General features: G+C 62.1%; 8 protein-coding genes. 2 read left to right on the top strand and 6 right to left on the bottom strand.

Annotated elements, in window-relative coordinates:
- Positions 1–144: 144 nt before the first annotated feature.
- The 4 genes from AC07UK_RS15130 to AC07UK_RS15115 are packed head-to-tail and all read right to left on the bottom strand — an operon-like array spanning position 145 to position 4,804.
- A complete protein-coding gene (locus AC07UK_RS15130) occupies positions 145–837 on the bottom strand; it encodes a hypothetical protein (protein WP_494687365.1) in 693 nt (230 codons plus the stop codon).
- A complete protein-coding gene (locus AC07UK_RS15125; RefSeq protein WP_494687366.1) occupies positions 834–3,014 on the bottom strand; it encodes a zinc finger domain-containing protein in 2,181 nt (726 codons plus the stop codon). Before AC07UK_RS15125 ends, AC07UK_RS15130 begins: the two co-directional genes overlap by 4 nt.
- Positions 3,015–3,040: 26 nt before the next feature.
- Entirely contained in the window at positions 3,041–3,727 is a 687-nt protein-coding gene (locus AC07UK_RS15120; RefSeq protein WP_494687367.1) for a hypothetical protein, read from the bottom strand.
- 12 nt (positions 3,728–3,739) lie between these two features.
- A complete protein-coding gene (locus tag AC07UK_RS15115) occupies positions 3,740–4,804 on the bottom strand; it encodes an SPFH domain-containing protein (RefSeq protein WP_494687368.1) in 1,065 nt (354 codons plus the stop codon).
- A 343-nt stretch (positions 4,805–5,147) separates the two neighbouring features.
- Here AC07UK_RS15115 and AC07UK_RS15110 point away from each other — a divergent pair, with 343 nt between their 5' ends.
- Positions 5,148–5,366: a hypothetical protein gene (locus AC07UK_RS15110; RefSeq protein ID WP_494687369.1), complete on the top strand. Its 219-nt coding sequence runs from the start codon at positions 5,148–5,150 to the stop codon at positions 5,364–5,366.
- A gap of 218 nt (positions 5,367–5,584) precedes the next feature.
- A complete protein-coding gene (locus tag AC07UK_RS15105) occupies positions 5,585–6,112 on the top strand; it encodes a hypothetical protein (RefSeq protein WP_494687370.1) in 528 nt (175 codons plus the stop codon).
- 743 nt (positions 6,113–6,855) lie between these two features.
- Here the strand turns inward: AC07UK_RS15105 and AC07UK_RS15100 are convergent.
- Complete coding sequence (locus AC07UK_RS15100; RefSeq protein ID WP_494687371.1) at positions 6,856–7,146, bottom strand: immunity protein CdiI family protein; 291 nt, start codon at positions 7,144–7,146, stop codon at positions 6,856–6,858.
- Positions 7,143–18,611: a beta strand repeat-containing protein gene (locus AC07UK_RS15095; protein ID WP_494687372.1), complete on the bottom strand. Its 11,469-nt coding sequence runs from the start codon at positions 18,609–18,611 to the stop codon at positions 7,143–7,145. The genes AC07UK_RS15100 and AC07UK_RS15095 overlap by 4 nt, the downstream gene beginning before the upstream one ends.
- Between the last annotated feature and the right edge of the window lie 131 nt (positions 18,612–18,742).

Below are 18,742 nucleotides of genomic sequence, written 5' to 3'. Positions count from 1 at the left end.
GAACTCTGCGCCGCTTACCCCGCCCTGAAGAGACGGGGCTTGCGCGGCGGTTCTACTGGGTCAGCCAACTGCTTTAGCCCGCCCAAGCATCTCGCCGGCGTTAGACCGGCGAGATGCTTGGGCACTGCAGAGCTTTGGCTTCGATTACCCCACCGTTGCGGAGCGGGGAGAATCGGCAAACTGCTGCTGGTTCTGCGGCTGGACTCGGAGGAAGGGGACATCTCCGGGCTTGCTAGCCACCACGCGTACGTCGGGAGCCGGCTGCCCTGCATTCCCGCCTTGAGCCATACCGTTATTCAACCAACCTACGACCGCAGACCTGTCATTCGGTGGGACTGAAACGAGAACCTGGCACGGTTCCGAGCGGGAAGCAGCAAGCTTACCGGTGAGTTCCACGCTCTTCTGAAGGTCAGGGCTGCGCTTGGCCAGCATGGTTGGAGGCAGCCCCACGGTAGTACCTTTCCACGCATCGACATTGACAGCCTTGCCTGCGTCATCCTTCTGAACCAAAGTCGCAGTGTCGGTCTTTACCGGCATGTTCTGTGCCTTTAGCGATGCCTCAAGAGTCCTGGCTTCGGAAAGGTCCTTTTCCTTACCGTTGCGCCAGCCGAGGAAGCCCCCTGCTGCGCCCGCCAGAATAGCGGCATTCCTGCAGGCCACATTGGAACCGCCAACTGCCTTACACAGCGCGAAACCCGCGACGGCGCCCAATCCAGCACCGACGGCTGCTTGGTCGCCAGCATTCGAACCACTAACGGTACCGTTCGTGGCGCAGCCGGACAGAAGAAGACAGGCAGAGGTGATAGTGCAAATTGCGAAGCTAGCTCTTGTTTTCATCGTTGCGAGTTCAGTTCTTTGAGTTGGCGTTCAAGCTGCTGATTCATCTGCTTCACATATGCATCTTCGGCCTGTGCTCGCGCGCGAGCTTCCGAGGGCTTAGCTCCTGCACCCCGCTCCTGGTCAGATACAAGTCTTGGGGCCGATGTCGGCTGTCCCTGTGCCACCAGCGTAGGAACAGCGTCCGCCCCTTGATAGACCGCGTTGCTCACTTCCCGGATAGCACTCGAACGTCCGGCCGTGCTCTGCTGACGCAAGAACTCGATCGTTCGCTCACGCTGCCCGGAGAAGTGCAGCCCCGCCATTAGTGCAAATTTCGCCTGTTCAGGCTGTCCCAGTTCCGCAAGGCTGGTGGAGAGATTTGCCCACGCCGCCGTCCTACGAGGCGCGCGACGCAGAACTTCCCCGAGCACCGTCAATGCATCCGCCTGCTGCCCGCCTTCGCTCAGCGCATACCCGAGGTTGTTGAGTAGCTCAATGTCGACTGGGTCAGCCTCAACGCCGCGCTTGAAAGAGATAATTGCCTGGCTGTAGTCAGCCCGTTGGAGGGCTGCCTTTCCTTCCGCGTTCGCACTTCGAGCCGTAGCACGGTCGCGGCTCCCCGCCGACGGCGCCGCCTGCTGCTGCATACGCTCTGTGAGCGCATCGACATTACGCCAGTCGGCCGCAGCGACGTATTGCAATACACCACCGATATCCTGCGGCAAGGCCGCGGTGTTGGCGGGCGCTGACGGTTGAGGAGGCGCAGAAGCCGGGGCGGACTGTGCCTGAGGTGCTACCTCGGGCGCCGGCTGCACAGCCGGAGCAGGCTGTTGCACTTCCGTGGCGTTCGGGCTCGCCTGCACTGGAGTCGCCCGTGGTGCCTCGTAAGTTGCAATGTTTCGCGATGCGATGACGTCCGGCTCACCTGCTCTTGTTCTCACCCCCTTAGACAGAGGCGGCGCCAACACTACAGCCAGTGCCACGACCGAAGCCAACGGCAGAACTAGCTTGTCTCGCGCAGTAGTAGACAGCGCCGGACGGTTCGGGCGCTGGCAAGCATCCATCAGCTTCTTCCGTTGCTCTTCGTCGAGCTCGGACGTATTGATGGCGGCAAGCTTCTTCTGCGCGAGTAGTGACTGACGCAGGCGCTGTGAGTAAGAGAGGATCGAGTGGCGTCGAACAGCGCCATAGAGTACTGCAGCACCCACTGCGCTCAGCATCAATCCTGGGCTGTCGATGTGGCCAACCGCATTGCCACCGAAGAAGGTGATACCCCCTGCGGATACGGCAGCGACCGCGGCGGGAATGAATCCCATCCGTACCGACTTCTTTCTGCTGTGGTCCTCTGGCGAGGCATCGGCTACGAGATTGGCCGTGCTCGTGCCGTCCGTCCAAACCTCATACGAATTTCCCTCGTATTCGTAGACGACACGACAGACAGGCAATATCAGCGTAGAGCACTGCTTTGAGGTAGACGCAGTCCAATGCCAGTCTTTCTGGCGGTCTCCCTGCGCGTGCTGTTTGACGCTATCGTCGATGACAGCATCGACAAGCGCTTTACCCCTGCCTTGATACGCGTCTGACTGAGTAACGGAGAACGCTTCGATCTCCACGCCACTCGTGTACGACACGTCGTAGTCGGTTGCGTCTGCACGCCCCTGGCAAAGCTCAATGAGATTTGAGGTAAGAGGAAGCGCGCTCTGCTGCAGACGACTGCCGGCGTATGTCAGCACCGCGAATCTTCCGGAGTCGGTACCGTTTACCGGGCGCCAGTCTGTGACGGTCTTAGTTTTTGTTACCGGCCGCGAATTTCCCTGGGCGTCGCGCTCGAAGACGGTGTAGTGCTCGGTCCGGTCATAACCGAAGCTGGCGGTCCACTCGGCCTCAAAACGCCCGGAGAAAACGTAGGCCGGTGCATAGAACTGCTCGACCTTGGTAAAGGTGGCATGTTCCAGCAGGTTGTCTGGCGTGTACTTCCCGGAGGCCAGATGCTGATAGACAGCGTCTTCCAGCTGTGCCCTAGTGACAGCCATTGGCACAACGAGGGTCGGTGCATCCGCCAGTGCTTCCTCTTCTGCGGCAGGAATCTCCGTGACGGCCGAGCAATACACGCATTTTAGGGCGCGCGCTCCAGCCGAATACTCCAGACTCGCTCCACAGCCCTTGCAGATGAGTTTGTGCTCACTATTTTCCAAACCACTTCTCCCCGTTTAATCAGTAGTTACGCGTGTGAGCGAGCGGCAATGAGGGCCTGCCAGTGTTGCGTGAGCAGGCGCTCAAGCTTGCTCAACGTCAGATTGGCTTTGTTCACGTCGGCACTAGTGGCAGCTGCTTGCAGCATGCTTATCTCGACAGCAATGGCTGCGGCCTCAGGAACTGCTACGCCATTAACGGGTGAAGGGGCGTATCGCATGTCTTCCGCCAGCTTTGCGCAACGGTCTGAAACAGTCTTGTCATCGAAGCTGCCAGCAAGCGACTGGAGCTGATGCATCCACTCATGCTGATAGCGAGGGGCTGAGGCCTGGACTGCCTTGTCCACAATCGTAGCTGCCGAGCTAGCCAGGACACTTCCCACAACAAAGCTACCGATTGAGAAGATCAGCAGTGTCCAGGCGAATGCATCGCGGGAAAACAGCGCAACGACAAGAGCGGCGCAAGCAAGGAGGAAGGCGACGGCGATGGTCAGTCCCATCGGGCCAAGCAACGCTAGTCTGCCGGCGTTGGTCCTCGCTGATGGCGCAAGCGGGCTGGGTAGGTAGATCAGCGTCCCCGCCAGCAGAGCCACGGCAAGGGCGGAACAAGTGACCGTAAGGCTCCAGGCGCCTGTCGGCAGCAAAGCATAGAGCGCCAAAAGAAGTGTGAGCGCCACCAGTGCGCCGGCAATGGCGAGCTTCCCTTTGATATTCATTATTTGCTTCCCTTAGCTCGCCAGAATCTTCTGCTTCTCGCCTTCAAACTCGGCATCTGTAAGAACCCCAGATGCCCGGAGTTCGGCCAGTTCCTTGAGTAGTTGAATTCTTTCAGCAGGGCTAATTCGACCTTGTCCACTGCTTGGAGCGGCAGTAGGCTGTTGTGCGGGGGATGGAGGGGTAGGTACCGGTGCCTGAGGCTGAATTTGCGTGGCGAGCTGGGAATAACCTTGCCCCAAGGCCGGACCCATGCCAACACCCATGCCTAAGCCAAGGCCCGCGCCAAGAACGGTGCCAGCAGCACCTTCGTTACCGGCAGCGGTTTCCATGACGTCAAAGCTTCTTTCTTGCTGATAAGTGAAGCCGATAATTCCCATCTCTGCGCGTTTCGCCAGCGCGCTCTTGAGGCTCTTGACCGCAGGGTCTTCCTCGGGGACGTTGATGGAATGGATGTTGAATTGCGCGAGCCCCACTCCATATTCCGCCATTTCAGCGGACAGCGAGGTTTTTAGTGCCTCAGATAGGGATTCGAGTTGCGTACTGATTTCGAGGACGGAGATTCCAGCACGCGTGATGGCGTTCGCGATCTCAGTTTTGATGCGAGTAATAAATACGCCTCGAAAGTACTCCGCCAGAGTATCACTGTCGAAGCCCGACAGTGTTCCAACGAGCTTCAGGAGGAATTTTTTTGGTTCGGTGATCCGAATACCATACTGTCCGAAGGCGCGGACAGGAACCATGATTCCATACTTGGGGTCTTGAAGCTGAATTGCATCCGGTGTACCCCACCGAACGTCGAGATTCGTGACTCGATTTACGTACCAGACTTCCGCTGTGAACGGGGATTTCCCCCCAAACGGAACGCCGATAAGCGTACGGAGGACTGGGAGGTTTTCAGTGCTTAGGGTGTGGCGACCAGCGCCAAACGGGCCTTCGTACGTTCCGCCGCGTACAACATACGCTTCCTGGGATTCGTTGACGATGAGTTGCGTCCACGTGGACAGCTCTTCAGAAGGAAATTTCCAAGCCAGCAGGTTGGGACTACCGTTCCACTTCACCAAGTCAATGACTGCCATACTTTTACCTAACCCGCAAAAATGTCAAGCAGCTTTTTGTTATAAGCCACCGCTTAATTGTTTCGGCCTCGTTTATACAACTAGTGTTGCAAAGTGTGCCCCCCCTCGGAAGGAGGGGGGAACGTCTTCGCTAAGCAAGCAATTTCAAGCCCGCCGAACGACTAACGGTCGGTAAGCTGAAAGCTTTAACTGAAGCTTCCGATGGGCCCGTAACGTCGGGATGGAAATATGCTCGGGATAGCTATCAACAGCCGCTGCAGGAAATGGTGTTGAAGGAATTTGGTCCTGCCAGTCGACCGTCGGCAGGACGGTTGCCGGCTGCACAGTCAGTGGAACGCTTCTGTTGGCCACCCCTGCCTCTAGCAAGAATCTCTATACGCTCAGCGTTACCGGCATGCCATCGGCGGGCTGTAGCATGCAAGCGGGCATCACCTACGCCGGCAACGCAGCGATTGCTTTCCTGCCGGTAACTAACAGCAATCTCTACAGTCGCACGCTCATCTATCTAATCAAGGCTCCCGACAATTCACTGGTCGCATATGGTCAGTTTTCGAAGCAATAGGCGCAAGCTCCTTTGATATAGAAGGCCGTCGCGGCAGGCGGCAAACATGTGCCGCTTGCCGCTTGCGCACCAGGTCCTCCAGCGCGCGTTGCCACTTGGCCTTCTCGAACGCCTGCCGATCCTTGGAGCTTTGTAGTCCAGCAATGGTTGGTGAACACGTACCCCCACCATTGGGGGTACGGAATTCGCATTGCGACGCCGATGACCTATTGCTGCAGATGAATTTTATTCTCAACACCATGCATGGAGAAGAAATGAAGGGAGTATTGGTTTCGGCCGCAGTAAGCATCGCGGCTCTTTCTGGATGCGCGTCTATCGTCGGTAGCTCAAGCCAACCCGTATCTGTTCAAGCGATGAAAGGTGGATCGCCGGTTTCGGGGGCGACATGCGAACTGACGAACGACAAAGGGTCTTGGTATGTAACGACCCCCGGCTCTGTTACCGTGCACAAGGCCTTCGGCGATATGAGCATCAAGTGCCAGAAAGAAAGCATCGACCCTGCGCTCACAACAGCCAAGTCGTCGGCTAATGGCCTCGTGTTCGGGAACATTCTGTTTGGCGGAATTATCGGCCTCGCTGTTGATATGGGAACTGGATCTGGATTCGACTACCCGAGCATGGTAACGGTCCTCCTGGACAGCATGCCGAAGCCTGCATCTCCCGATGCCAAGGCCACACAAGGCGTCTCCGCTGTGGCGAACGTGGTTAGCGCGCAACCCGCCCCCCAGTCCACTGAAACCAAGTAACTGACAGAAATTTGCCTCCGCCCCGTCGGAGCGGAAAAACAAGCCCACCCCGCTGCGTAATGTCGTTCAGTTAAGCACTGAACGGCATTTTTCATTGTTAGCCGCAGAACCGGTTGTAAACCGCCAGCTGCAATGTTAACTTTGCGGCGCCGTGCTATCTGCTTACCTCGACTATCTCCTGGAAGCGCCCGCAGTTGTGGCCCGCCGCGCAGGTATTGTTCAGTGTCTCGTCGCCGCCAAGGCTGCAGCGTTGGCGTTCTGCCCCGGCATGCTCGCCACACCACCACTGGCCAGCATGGACAGCGCAGTGATCGTCGCCAGTTGGCCGGTGGTCGGATTGCCCTGGCCATCCGTCACGAACCCCGCGACCTGGTTGGCCAGCAGTGCACTGGTCGCCCCGCCAATGGCACCATATCCAGCACCCGACGCGTCCCACGTTGGCGACGGCCCGCAACCCTAGGCGCAGCTTGGCTTGGCGGGGGCTCAGCGCCCCGACGCGGGGCTCTGTTGCAAGTTTTTTGCCCAGACGCGGTTTTTGCCCGCGCAATCCGGATTCGTTAAATAGCAAGGCGCGCCCACACGGGCGCGCGGATGCCCAGACTTATCCAAAGAAACAGGCCTTCCGTTGCAATCGAATGATGCACCAGAACGGATGTGCGAGGGCGCCACGCCATACCGCCACCTGATGCGCTATGCTTTCCCTCACCCTCGACACTCGTCTGACCTGCTCCGTTTGTGGCAAGTTACACCTTGACGGAAATTAAGAATTCCGGACCGAGTTCGTTTTGTAACTGTTCCGCAAGCTGAATACCCCGCTCTTTGAATGCCGCCTCTGCTTCTATGCTTTTGAAGCCAGAACTCGCAGGGTCCGCCATATTCAAAGTTTCATCAAACGCGCGTGCCCAGTCAGCGAGTCGTTGCTTTAGCTGGTCAGAGATAGGCAGGGCATTTGGGTCGATGTCGCCATATGCCCCTGGTGACATGTCCCACAAGGGGTGGCATTGGTAGTCGGCCATTACCTTTATTTTTCTCATTTCACACTCCCCCGCGGGTTCGCACCCACGATAAACCCATTGCTTCCAACTGTAACCGCGATTCGTTGTTGTTGGCCATTCACGGTCACCTCATAAATCGGCCGCCCGGTCCCGGAACCTTGGTAACCGACGATCTTTCCTCGCGTTACAGCCTCCATAACAACATCGGGAATCTGAGTCGGCGACACACCCATTTTCGCAAACTCCGAACCATGCTCCTCTATGATGTGTTGAAGGCCTGCGCTTGAACTACCTGTTTCAAGGAACACAGTCTGACCACTTGGTGTCATCCCTGTAGCGACGACATTCTGCGGCGTAAATTTCACGCCATTCGCAGCAAGTGTGTCGAGATCTGCTTGGCTAACTGCCGTCCTTGTGGCAACGCGAGCTACCCCACCATCAAGAACGTCCGTAGCGGCGCTTCGCACAGCCCCGCCGCTACCGCCCAGCCCACCACCCATGTCGCCGGCAATGGCCACCATCGAACTGGTCAGCATGCCCTCCGGCGTGCCAAGCCAACTCGCCACGGCAGACCCGAAAGCCGTCAGCTTGTCCTTCACCCCGTTCCAGCACTCGTGCATGGAACAGTTGTTCAGCGCTTCGTTTTGCGCCGCGTTGGCCGCTGCCATCGGGTCTTGGCCCAGTGCCGAGGCAATGCCACCACCCGCGAGCATCGACAGCGCCGTTATCATCGCCGTCTGCTCGGGCGATGCCGCACCACTGCCCACCACCACCGCACCAATGAACGGCGTCAGCGCCGCAGAAGACGCGCCGCCAATGGCCCCTCCAGCGCAATCCCCACCCATCATGCCCTGCGCCGCACACCCCAGCAGGGCATGCGCAAGCACATTTAGTGGCCCGGAGCCAAACGTGTCGCTCGACCCGATGCCATTAGCCCCCACCGCGGCGAGATCGTTGCCAACACTGTTCAGGAGTGCCTGCCCGAAGCCGCCACCATTGACCGCCGTACTCACGCCGGCACTAATCAACCCGCGCTCGCCGATCTTCAGTGCGGTATCACTCAGGTCTGCCAGCGTCGTGGCAGGATTCGCCTCGGTCACGGTCCCAAACGTATCAATCCCGCTGTTACCGACCAGCCCCTGAGTCAACCCCGCCGTGAGCGCCGACGCCGCAGCTCCCTTTAGATCCGACCCCAAGTCAAACTTGCCGGTGGCGATCAATTGGCTCGTGCCGTTGGCCACAAAGCCAGTGGCCCCAGCTGCAAGCCCGTAGGAAGCAACGCTTGCGAACTCCATCAGCGCCGGGCTGATTGCTGCGAAAGCAATCGGGTCAATCAGTGCATCAAACGCAGCCAGAACTTCCGGGCCCAGAATGCAGGACATGACTACCGCCGCGACGATCGCGACCAATTGCACGGCCCCAAATGAGCCGCCGTCCTTCACAAAATCCGTATGGAGGTTGTCGGTCTGCGCTACCTGCGTAAAGTTGCCGCCCAGTTGCGCCTGCAGATTCGCCAGCAGCTGCTGCGTGCCGGCCGCGTCCACCGTGCCGTTGGCGCTCAGTTGCTGCAATATCCCGCCCACGTTGGCGATGGTCTGAACATTCAGGTCCATGTCCGCCGCACTCATGAACCCGCCCGGCTGGACGACCGTACCCGTTGTGTTGGTGTAGCCACCCTTGACGCTGTTCCATATCTGTCCGACGTCCACCACGTTGGCCTGATTGGTCAGCGAGTCGGTGTTCACCGTCAGCGTCCCGCCCGCCGTGATGCTGCCCGTGTTCAGGATGCTGCCGTTGCCATCCTGCTTGAAGTTCAGCGTGACGTTCTGCCCACTGATATTCCCGCCTGCCGACATCGCCTGCGTGCCCGCCGGCAGGTACACCTGCGGCATCAGCGCCATGAGGGTCGGACAGCTTGCCGCGCCGTTGGCCGTGCAACTGGGGTCGGGAACGGTCTGCTCCACGTACCACAGCATCGGCTTGTCCAGCGCGCTGACCTGCGTCTGGGTCAGCGCCTCGCCCAGCTGCACACCGTTGGCCTGTGCGTACGCCAGCGCGTTCTGGTACAGGACCGCCTTCTCGAGCTGCGTGGTCGACAGGTTCTGCTTGCTGTCGTAAGCCAGCCCGTCAATGAAGCTCGCCTTGCCGGTCTGGGCCAGCGCTGCCTGCTGCAGCAGCAGGTTCTCTTCTTCGGGATTGAAGTAGAACAGCGTCGAGCCGGGCTGTAGGCTGGCCGGCAGGTTATCGAGCAGCGTCTGCGGCCCGAAGCCGGCCGACAGCGCTGGGTTCAGTTGCCCGTCCACATAGGAGGCCTTGCCCGCCACTGGCGTCGGCAACTGGCCGCTGCCAACCGAGCGCGGCACACTCAGATTCAGGCCCGGCATCGTCTGCGGGCTCAGGGAAATTACCTGCGAGGGCGCGTTCACGCGCGGCGTGTAGGTGTTGGCCGTGGTGATGCCATTGATCAGCCGTGTGCCAGTCAGCGACACCTCCGTGCCGATCACGTTGCCCACGTTCTGGATCTGGCCGCCCGAGCTGATGGTGAGGTTCGGCGCCTGGATGGTGCCGGCAATGTTGCCCACCGGCGTCGGCGGGTTGATGACGCCGCCCGTGGCCGTGTACGCGCTGCCGTACAAGGCCGCGCAATGCTCGGGCGACCCGCACGCCCAGATGTCGTGGCGCTTGTCGCTGCTGAACATGCCCGTTTCCTGCACCCAGTGCGAGTGCCAGTAGGCGTTCAGCGTCTGGGCGCTGTTGACCACGGGGCCGGCCACGTTGATGACGGCGTTGGCGCCTGCCGAGATCAGGCTGCCGACGTTGGTCAGCGATCCCGCATTGATCTGCAGCGTGTTGCCAGCCGAGATCACCGACGAGCTGCCGGACTGCTGGTCGACGTAGCCTTCGCAGTAGCTTTCCTTGTAACCGCCTGCGGTCATGCAGCCGGCGTATTGCTGTTGTGTGCCGTAGTTCTGGTGCACGGTCACGGGCGGCGGCAACGTGTTTGTGATGGCGCCCGCCACGTTGAGCTGGATGTTGTTGCCAGCGACGATGTTGCCCGAGGTATTGGTCAGGCTGTCGGCAGGTGTTGTCGAGGTCGCCGTGGAACCCACGCCGCCGATCACGATGTCGTGGCCGGCGATCAGGTTGCCATAGGTGTTGCTGGTTTGACCCGCAGCAATGACCAGGTCGTGGCCCGCATAGATCGATGCATTCTGCTGGTTGTAGCCGAAGGTGGTGGTATTCGGGTTGTTGCCACGCGGTTGGCCAGCCGTGCCGCACGCGGTGTCGGGCACGCCGGAGGCACAGCCTACTTGCGACGAGTAGCTCTGCTGGTTGCCACCCTGGTTGGTCAGGCTTGCGGCGTTGATCAATACGTTGTTGCCAGCGTAGAGAATGCCCTCATTGACGAGGTTGCCGCCGCTTACTGTGAGATTGCCGCCGGCTGCGATCAAGCCTAAGGGAGGTGACCATGCCACTGAACCGCTGACCGACGGGGCAATGGAGTTGGCATCGATCCCATAATAGGCCGGCAGAGACGGGTCACCTGTCGAACCACCCGGGTCAACGATGGGACCGAGGGCGTTGATGGCGTTCAGAAAGGCTGTCAGGCTCGCCTGATCTACGCGGGTAATTGCCTGATTGGTAATTGTCGGGGCGACCGTGCCATTGCTGAGCGATTGCACGTTCAATGCGACACCGTTCAGTGCGGAAATCTGTCCGCCGCGATTCGACAACGAATCTGCCAGGATTGAGATCGTGTTGCCAGCGGAAATGACACCGGATGTACCGGCCTGCTGCGTTGTAACGGTCTGATATACACCGGGCAGAGCAAAGGATTGGGAGCCAGATCCTGCTGTGGACGGATCCATTGCAGCCCAGGACCAGCCGTAATAGAGCCCGCCACTATCGTTCTGATAATACCCTTGCGCGACCCATGTAGCCCCAAGTGTCAGCGTATCGCCGGAGGTAGCAGGTGCGGTCGTCGATGACAGCAGGTCGCCTAGCGTTGCCACGCGGATCTCGGTCTTTTGTACACTGGCGCCGCTGTCACCTGCTACAGTCAACCACATGGTTATCGTCCGCGTACCAATCGGTGTCGACATGAGTAGCGCCGGATCATTAACCCAGGTGGTGGTCGTCTGCTGCCCGCTCGGCGCCGTCTGATCATTGACCACGCTGCCAGCCTGAATGCTCACGTTGTTGCCGGCTGCGATCGTGCCGCCGGTGTTCTGCAACACGCCCCCGATATTGAAGATCACATTTCCTGCCGCCTGCGTCGTGGCGAGCTGGTTGTCATACGAGCCGCCATTGACGGCAAGCGAGGCCATCGATTCGACCGTACCGCGATTGGTTCCCGAACCGTTGAGCGTCAGGTTTCCACTGGTGTGCAAGATGGCACCACCAGCGTTGTAGAGCGTGCCATTGACAGTGAGGTCACCCGCGCTGATCTGCCCGTAGTTGGCAAAGGTGCCGCCGGTCGAGAGCGTCGTCGGCGCCGCGCCATTGATCGTGCCAGCGTTGGTGAAGCCGTTGATGCCACTGACCGTCGCCCCTTGGCCACCCACGTTCCAAGTGCCCGAGACGTAGATCGAACCAGCATTGAGATTGAGCCAGCCGCCCTGGTTGATCGTGCCCTGCGATGGATCGAAGGCCGTATTGATGGCGGAGATGCCCAGGTTGCCCTGTGCGAGGATGTTGCCGTTGACGTTGTAGAAGGCGCCGTTGCCGCCAGTCAGCGTGAGCGAGAGATCCCCGGTAGCCGATCCGCCCTGGGCATTGGGATCGCCCGCAAAGATGAGCCCGCCCTGATTGTTAAGCGTGCCGGCGGTGATGTTCAGCGCGTTCAGCCCCATCAGCGACCCGCTGTTGGCAAGCGCTCCGCTGACGGACACGTTCGTGGCACGGCCATTGACGATGCCCGCATTGGTGAAGCTGCCGGCCGTGATCGTGGTCGTGCCGGTGGAAGCCAGGGACGCCCCAAAGCCATTGGTCAGGTTTCCGGCCGACACGGAGAGATCACCGCCGGCCAGTACGTTACTGGCGTTATTGAGGCCGCTCCCCGCCGTCAGCGTGGCATTGCCGACCACAAGGACCTGCTGGCCCGCGAGCGACAGCTGATTGCCAGCGTGCACGTCGAGCGCGCCGCCGACAATGGCATCCCCTACCGTGACATTGCTGCCACTGAGCGTCGTATTGCCGGTGGAAATGATCTGCGACTGGCCCGCATCGAGACCCGACTGCGCCGCGACAGTGATGTCCCTGGAGCCAGCGAGCGTGCCGCGCAGCGTGACATTCTTGCCGGCAAGATTGACCTGGCCTGCCACGGTGCTGCTACCGGTCAAGGTCAAGGTCTGGCCCGCCTGCAACCGCGTATCGCCATTGGCGGACACACCCGCCACGGTCACATTGCCCTGCGTGCCGACCACGTTGACCACGCCCATGGCGGACACACCGCCTGCGGCAGTGACATTCTGCGCCGCGCGTAAATCAAGATCGCCACCGGTGGCTACCGGACCACTGAAGCTGATGCTGCCGTTGCCGGATGTCGCCGTGAGATTGCCGACCACAGTAGCCGCCCCGAACGCGCTATCCCCGCCGGCCGTGGCAGTGAACCGCCGCCCGCCTTGGATGTCGCCGAGAGTCACGCCGCTGCCGGCCAGAATGCTGATGTCCCTGGCAAAGCTCAGCGCGCCGCCACCCGTGATCGCACTCCCTGCATGGAAGGTGCCCGTGCCGAGCCCGAACAGGCTACCCGTGAGCGTCATGCCGCCTTGCGCGCCCAGCGTGGTGTCACCATTGACCAGGCCGCCGGAAAGGATCAGGTTGCCTGCCGCGCTGGCCGTCAGGTTGCCACCCGTGGTCAACGCACCGGCCACGGCGAGATTGCCGCCGGTCGCGGTCAATGAAATGTCGCCGTTGGCGGCCAGTTGGTCGCCAACAAATAGGTTCCGGCCGGAAACGATCGTTGCAACGTCGTAGCCCAGCACCGTCCCGTTGAGCGATGCGTCCCGTGTGGCGGTCACCTGCAGGGCGCCACCGGACACCGTTGCGCCCGCGACGCTGACATCACCGCCGCCGGCTGCACCATTGGCAACAAGGGTAGCCGCGCCGCCAGCCTGGACCTCGCCAAAGGCAAGGCTGTTTCCCGCCGAGGCCGACAGCGTGCCGTTGGTCGCGACGATGCCGGTAACGTTGATATTTCCTGTTGCGGACAGGGTCGCCTGGTCGCCAAATGCCACACCTCCGGCATTGAGGTTGCCGCCGGCCTTCAGGGCACCGGTATGCTGCGCGGCGATGCCGCCGGCGATTGTCATGTCACCGCCGGCATTGAGGCTGGCCGAGCCCCCCGAAAGCAGCAGCCCGGTAGCGGACAATGCTGTGGCGGCTGTCGCCGCGAGATTGCCCTGGGTAGTCACGTTGGCCAGGTCGATCCGACCTGCGCCGGCAGTCACCGTCAGATCCCCGACGGTATTGAGATCACCAGCGACACCTATGTTGCGGCCGGCCGCGAGCGTACCCATGCCACCGCTGTTGATGGCACCGGCAACGGTCACATCACGGGTGCCTTGCAGGGACAAGTCGCCCGCCGAGGCGGCTACGCCAGACAATGCGACATCCCCACCACCAGCGTTTCCGTTCGCTGTCACAACGAGCGGGCCGCTTACCGCCTTCACCGAACCGAGGCCGGCGCTATTGCCCGCCGTCACGGTCACGGTGGATCCCTGCAACCCACCACTGAGCGCGGTGTCGCGCCCGGCAACAACCGTGGCAGCCTGACCGAAGGCTGCATTGCCCGCACCATAGATATCGCGACCTGCCTCGAGCGTGCCGTTCGACTGGCCGGCAACGGTACCCGTGAGCGCGATGTCCCGCCCAGCCTGCGCCGCGATGGTACCGGCCGCGGCCACCTGGCCGCCCAGGTTCACGTCCATACCGGCCGAAACCGACAGTGCCTGGTTCGTCGCCACGCTGCCGGAGACTGACGCACTGCCGGCCTGGGCGAGCAGCCCAAGATCGCCAATGGCCTGAACCGAGCCCGTCACCGTCACATCGCGCCCGCCATTGAGCTGCACCTGCGTACCGCCGGCCAGCGCGCCACTGACGGCAACGTCCCGGCTGCCCTGGACCAGGACCGCGCCAGGTACGCCCACCGTTCCGGTCAGCGCCGCGTCGCCACCGCCTGCATTGCCATTGGCAGTAAGCGTCAATGTCTTCGCAGAGATGACATTGTTGAGTGCCGCGTTGTTGCCGCCTGTGGCCTCCACGTTGTCGGCCTGCAGGGACCCGGTAAGCGCCAGGTCGCGCCCGGCCAGCAGCGTCACGGCCTGGGTGATGCCCTGCGTTCCCGCGCCAGTGATGTCTCGCCCGGCGATCACGGTTCCGTCTGTTCCACCGGCCAGCGTGCCATTCAATACCGCATCCCGACCAGCGCTGAGCACCAGCGTACCCACCGCGCTCGTGCTGGCGCCAAGCGACAGATCCAGCCCCGTGGAGACATTGAGCTGCCCACCGCCATGGATGCCTCCAGTAGCACGGAGACTGCCCTGGCGGGCCAGCAACGACAGGTCGCCCACCGACTCCACGACCCCACCGACGGCGATATCGCGCCCGGCGTCGACCGAGAGAACGGAACCCGCGGCAAACTTGCCGTTGACCGCAACATCCCGTACTGCGGCGACTTGAATGGCGCCGGCGGCCGCTGCGTTGCCATTGACCTGCACATCGCCACCACCACTGTTACCAAGTGCCTGCACGCTCAGTGTCGACGCGGATTCGAGATTGTTCACGGCGACGCTGTTGCCGCCGACAAGCTGAACGGCCTGTCCCTGGATCAGCCCGGCCTGAGCGATGTCGCGCCCGGCGGCCAGGGTCGCCTGTTGCGTGAATGTGATCGTGCCCGTACCAGCGAGGTCGCGCCCGGCCAGCAACTGGCCGCTGCCCTGACCATTGAGGACGCCATTGATGATGATGTCGCGGCCACTGGCAAGGGCCATGTCACCACTGCTGGTGGTGATGCCATCGAACTGGATGTCGGTGCCGGCCTGAATGCCAAGTGTGCCCTGGCTCGCGATGGTTCCCGTGTTCAGGACCGAGCCTACGGCCGCAGTCAGTGCGGTGTTTCCGGCAGACTGGATACCGCCACTGATGTTGAGGTTGCCCGCGGCAGATGCCGCGACATCCGCGCCGCCAACAATGACGCCAGTCAGGTTCAGGTCCTGTCCTGCCGAAAGGTTCATCGCCGAACCGGCCTGCACGTCGTGCAGGGTGGCGGAGCCCGCTGCCGTCACTTGCACTGAACCGCCGCGCAAAGAGCCGGTCAGGTTGGTGTCGCCCCCCGATCGCACCGAGGTGGCCAGGCCAAATGCCGTGTTGCCGTCTCCGCTGATGGTGCTGCCCGCGACCAGCGTGCCATTGCCCTGGCCGGCCAGCGTTCCGCCCAGCACGATGTCACCACCGGCCGTGAGAGCGGTATCGCCCAGCGCAGAGGTGGAGTTTGGCCCCAGGACGATCGCCTGTGCGGCATAGATGGCCAGATTGCCACCGGCCTGCAGGGTGCCAGCGTTGCTGACCGATCCGGTGCGCGCGACAACGGAGACATCCTCGTTGGATTGCAGCGTGCCGGCGATGGCCGTATCTCGCCCGGCATCAAGGTTCAATGCCCGAGCGGTTTGCAGGCTGCCATTGACCACGATGTCCCGGGACGCTGCGAGGGAGCCAGCACCCGCGCCCTGCACGGTGCCGTTGATATGGATATCCCCACCACCAGCCGTCCCTGCAGCGCTCAGGGCAAGGTCGCCGTTGGCCCGGACGTTGTTTACAGACACCGAGCCCGCAGCCACCCCGTTGATGGCATTGGCCACGAGGCTCCCGCCTACCGACAGGTCTCGTCCAGCGTTGATCGCTACGTTCCCGGCTATCGCGGCAGTACCACCGACATTCACATCGTTGCCAGCGATGAGCTGCGCATTTCCCCGGCCCGAAGCGGCACCTGAGATCGAAATGTCACGCCCCCCCGACAGAGCGATGTCGCCCACGGCGTCGGTGGCGCCATCCAGCGCGATGTCGTTGCCGGCACTGGCATTGAGCTTGTCGCCGACCGTCAGCTTGCCGGAAGACGTGACATTTCCCGTGGTCGCCGTGAGGCTCAGTCCGTTGACGGCCTGGATCGAACCACTGGCACCCACGCCGATGTTTCGACCCGCAGCCACGTCCACGCCGGCTCCGCCAGCCAGCGCACCATTGACCAGCACGTCGCGGCCGGCCGTCACGGCAGCGGCCCCGACGGCGGCTGCATTGCCGTTGAAGGCCACGTCGCCACCCCGTGCGATGACAGCGAGCGCACCGCCTGCCTGGACGTCCTGAAGGCTCACGCTGTTGCCCGCCTGCACCGACAGGTCATTCGACAGCAGCTTGCCGGTGAGCGCGACGTCATTGCCAGCCTGCAGGGTCGCGCTCTGACCAAAGGCAAGAGAGCCCGATCCAGTGAGATTCGTGCCAGCTCGCAATGTCCCATTCTGTTGGGCGATGAGCACGCCGGCGATATCAATACTATTTGCGGCCTGCAGATTCGTGTCGGTGGTGGCGAGCAGTGAGCCGGCAATCGACAGATTCCCGCCAGCCGTGACGGAGGTAGAGCCGCCGCTGGCCAGCGAGCCCGCGATCTGGGTGTCGCCCCCGACGTTCAGGGCGATATTGCCGTTGGCGGTGCTCTGGCCTGTGATGGCAAGATTCTGCCCCGCCGTCGCCAGCAGATTGCCGCCGCTCTTGAGCGTGCCGTCAGCAACGACATTGCCGCCCGCCGAAAGCGTCGTGTCGGCAGCGGACTGCACGGTCGCGCTCCCTTGAACGCTGATGTCCCGGTTGGCTTGCGCATTGACTGTGGTTGCGCTGAACTGACTGGCGAGACGAATATCGCGGGCAGCGGTGAGCGTTGCTGCACCGGCAGCCGTGGTCGTGTCCGTCACGGCGATATCGCCGGTACCGTCACCGCCAGCGGCCGAAAGCGCCAGGGCGCCCCCGCTTTGCAGCGCACCCGCCTGCAGGCTGGCGCCGGCCGATAACGCTGTGTCACCCGTGGCTTGCGTGCTTGCCACAGTGAGATTGCGCCCTGCGCTTGCGCTCAATTGGCCGCCAGACTGGATTGTGCCCGTCGAGCTGATATCGCCAGTCGCGCTGATGGTGTAGCCGCCGACACCAACATGCGTACCGCTGAGCGCGACGTTCCCCGTTGCGAGCAACGTGGATTGCTGCTGCGCTGCGGTGCCAGCCAGCGAGACATCGCCATTGGCCGAGATCAGCAGGTCCCCGGCGTTGGCGGCCAGTTGCCCATCCATGCGCACGCCCATGCCGGCAGCCGTGCCGATCACCTGGATCTGACCAGCCGTGACAGCGCCGAATGCCGTGGCGTCGATGGCATATCCGCTGTTGGCCCCGCCATTGGCGGCGGATATCGCTGCGGCCGTGTTCACGGTACCGTTGGCCGCAGTCGCATAGGTTGTGCCCGTCGCAGAAGTCGATGCCGGCGTGACAAACTGGCGGCCAGCGACGACGTTGATCCGGGAGCCCGCATAGAGCGGTGCATTGACACCAATGGTTTCGCCAATCAGGTCTATGGTGCCGACCGTGCCCTCGATGCCCGAGCCGGGGCCATTGACACCGGCGTTGCCCTCAATCTGGATATGGCCGCCGGTGACGTTGAAGCCCAGCGCCTTCGCATTGGAGAAGTCCGTCACCGTCCCGGCGGGACCGGTCAGGAACTGTGGCTGGCCCGTGGTCAGGGTGACACCGAGCGTGTTGGTGAAACCCGTCCCTTGCGTGGTGATGCCGTTCGGGTTCGCGATGATGACCGTGGCGGGCGCGCCGAACACTTCGAGCGGCCCCTTGAGCGCGCTGGCATAGCCCACCCCGGTGGAAGTCACCTGGTTGACGATGGCATTGGCTGCGCGGTTGCCAAGGTTGGCGTTGGCATCCAGCTGGCCACCCGTGAGGGAAGTGCCCCCCAGCAGGCTGTTGTTGAGAATCAGCCCGACCGGATCGATATTGAAGCTCTGGTACTGATTGAGCGAGATGCCCGCGGCATTGGGCGCGGTAATGTTGACTACCGGAACGCCGCCGCTGGCGCCCGTGGTCTGCGTGATGGTCGGCCGGAACGCGATCGGCGCGGCGGGATCGACAATCGGCGCGGCTTGTGCCGCCTGCATGGCGAAGCGCACGCGCGAGGCAACCTTCGCCTGAAGCGTTTCCCAGGCTTCGTCGGTCCACGAACGATTGCCCGCGTTCAGCGTGCCGGCTGCGATACGGCCCTGTTCGAAGGTCACAGAAAGCGGCATCAGCCACATCAGCACCGCGATCATGCCCGCCAACGCCCGCTTCCATACCGGCAGGCGACGGGCGGCAGGCAACGCTGCGCCCGCACCTGTCAGCATGGCATCGGCGCGTGATACCTCACGCACCACACCGGCGTGGTCAAGTTGACGAAACACGGTTCGCATACGCTTGTTCATGGCTTCTTGTCTGCGCTTCTTCTTGTGACGGGCCCGCAGGCAACGGCCTGCTCCCGCGCGCCGCCCCCTCCTCCGGCCCGAGGTGGCGCGGCACGGCAGCAACCGGCAGGCTGCCGCCATGGTCTGCCTGG

It is taken from the genome of Cupriavidus sp. GW821-FHT07C08 (assembly GCF_059419025.1).
Note: the sequence above shows the minus strand (reverse complement) of the source record. Positions and strands in the feature narration are given on the sequence as shown.

Bases quoted from the DNA above. Each gene is read 5' to 3' on its own strand.
- AC07UK_RS15130 (WP_494687365.1), bottom strand. From the start codon at position 837: ATGAAAACAAGAGCTAGCTTCGCAATTTGCACTATCACCTCTGCCTGT.
- AC07UK_RS15120 (WP_494687367.1), bottom strand. From the start codon at position 3,727: ATGAATATCAAAGGGAAGCTCGCCATTGCCGGCGCACTGGTGGCGCTC.
- AC07UK_RS15115 (WP_494687368.1), bottom strand. From the start codon at position 4,804: ATGGCAGTCATTGACTTGGTGAAGTGGAACGGTAGTCCCAACCTGCTG.
- AC07UK_RS15105 (WP_494687370.1), top strand. From the start codon at position 5,585: ATGAATTTTATTCTCAACACCATGCATGGAGAAGAAATGAAGGGAGTA.
- AC07UK_RS15100 (WP_494687371.1), bottom strand. From the start codon at position 7,146: ATGAGAAAAATAAAGGTAATGGCCGACTACCAATGCCACCCCTTGTGG.
- AC07UK_RS15095 (WP_494687372.1), bottom strand. From the start codon at position 18,611: ATGAACAAGCGTATGCGAACCGTGTTTCGTCAACTTGACCACGCCGGT.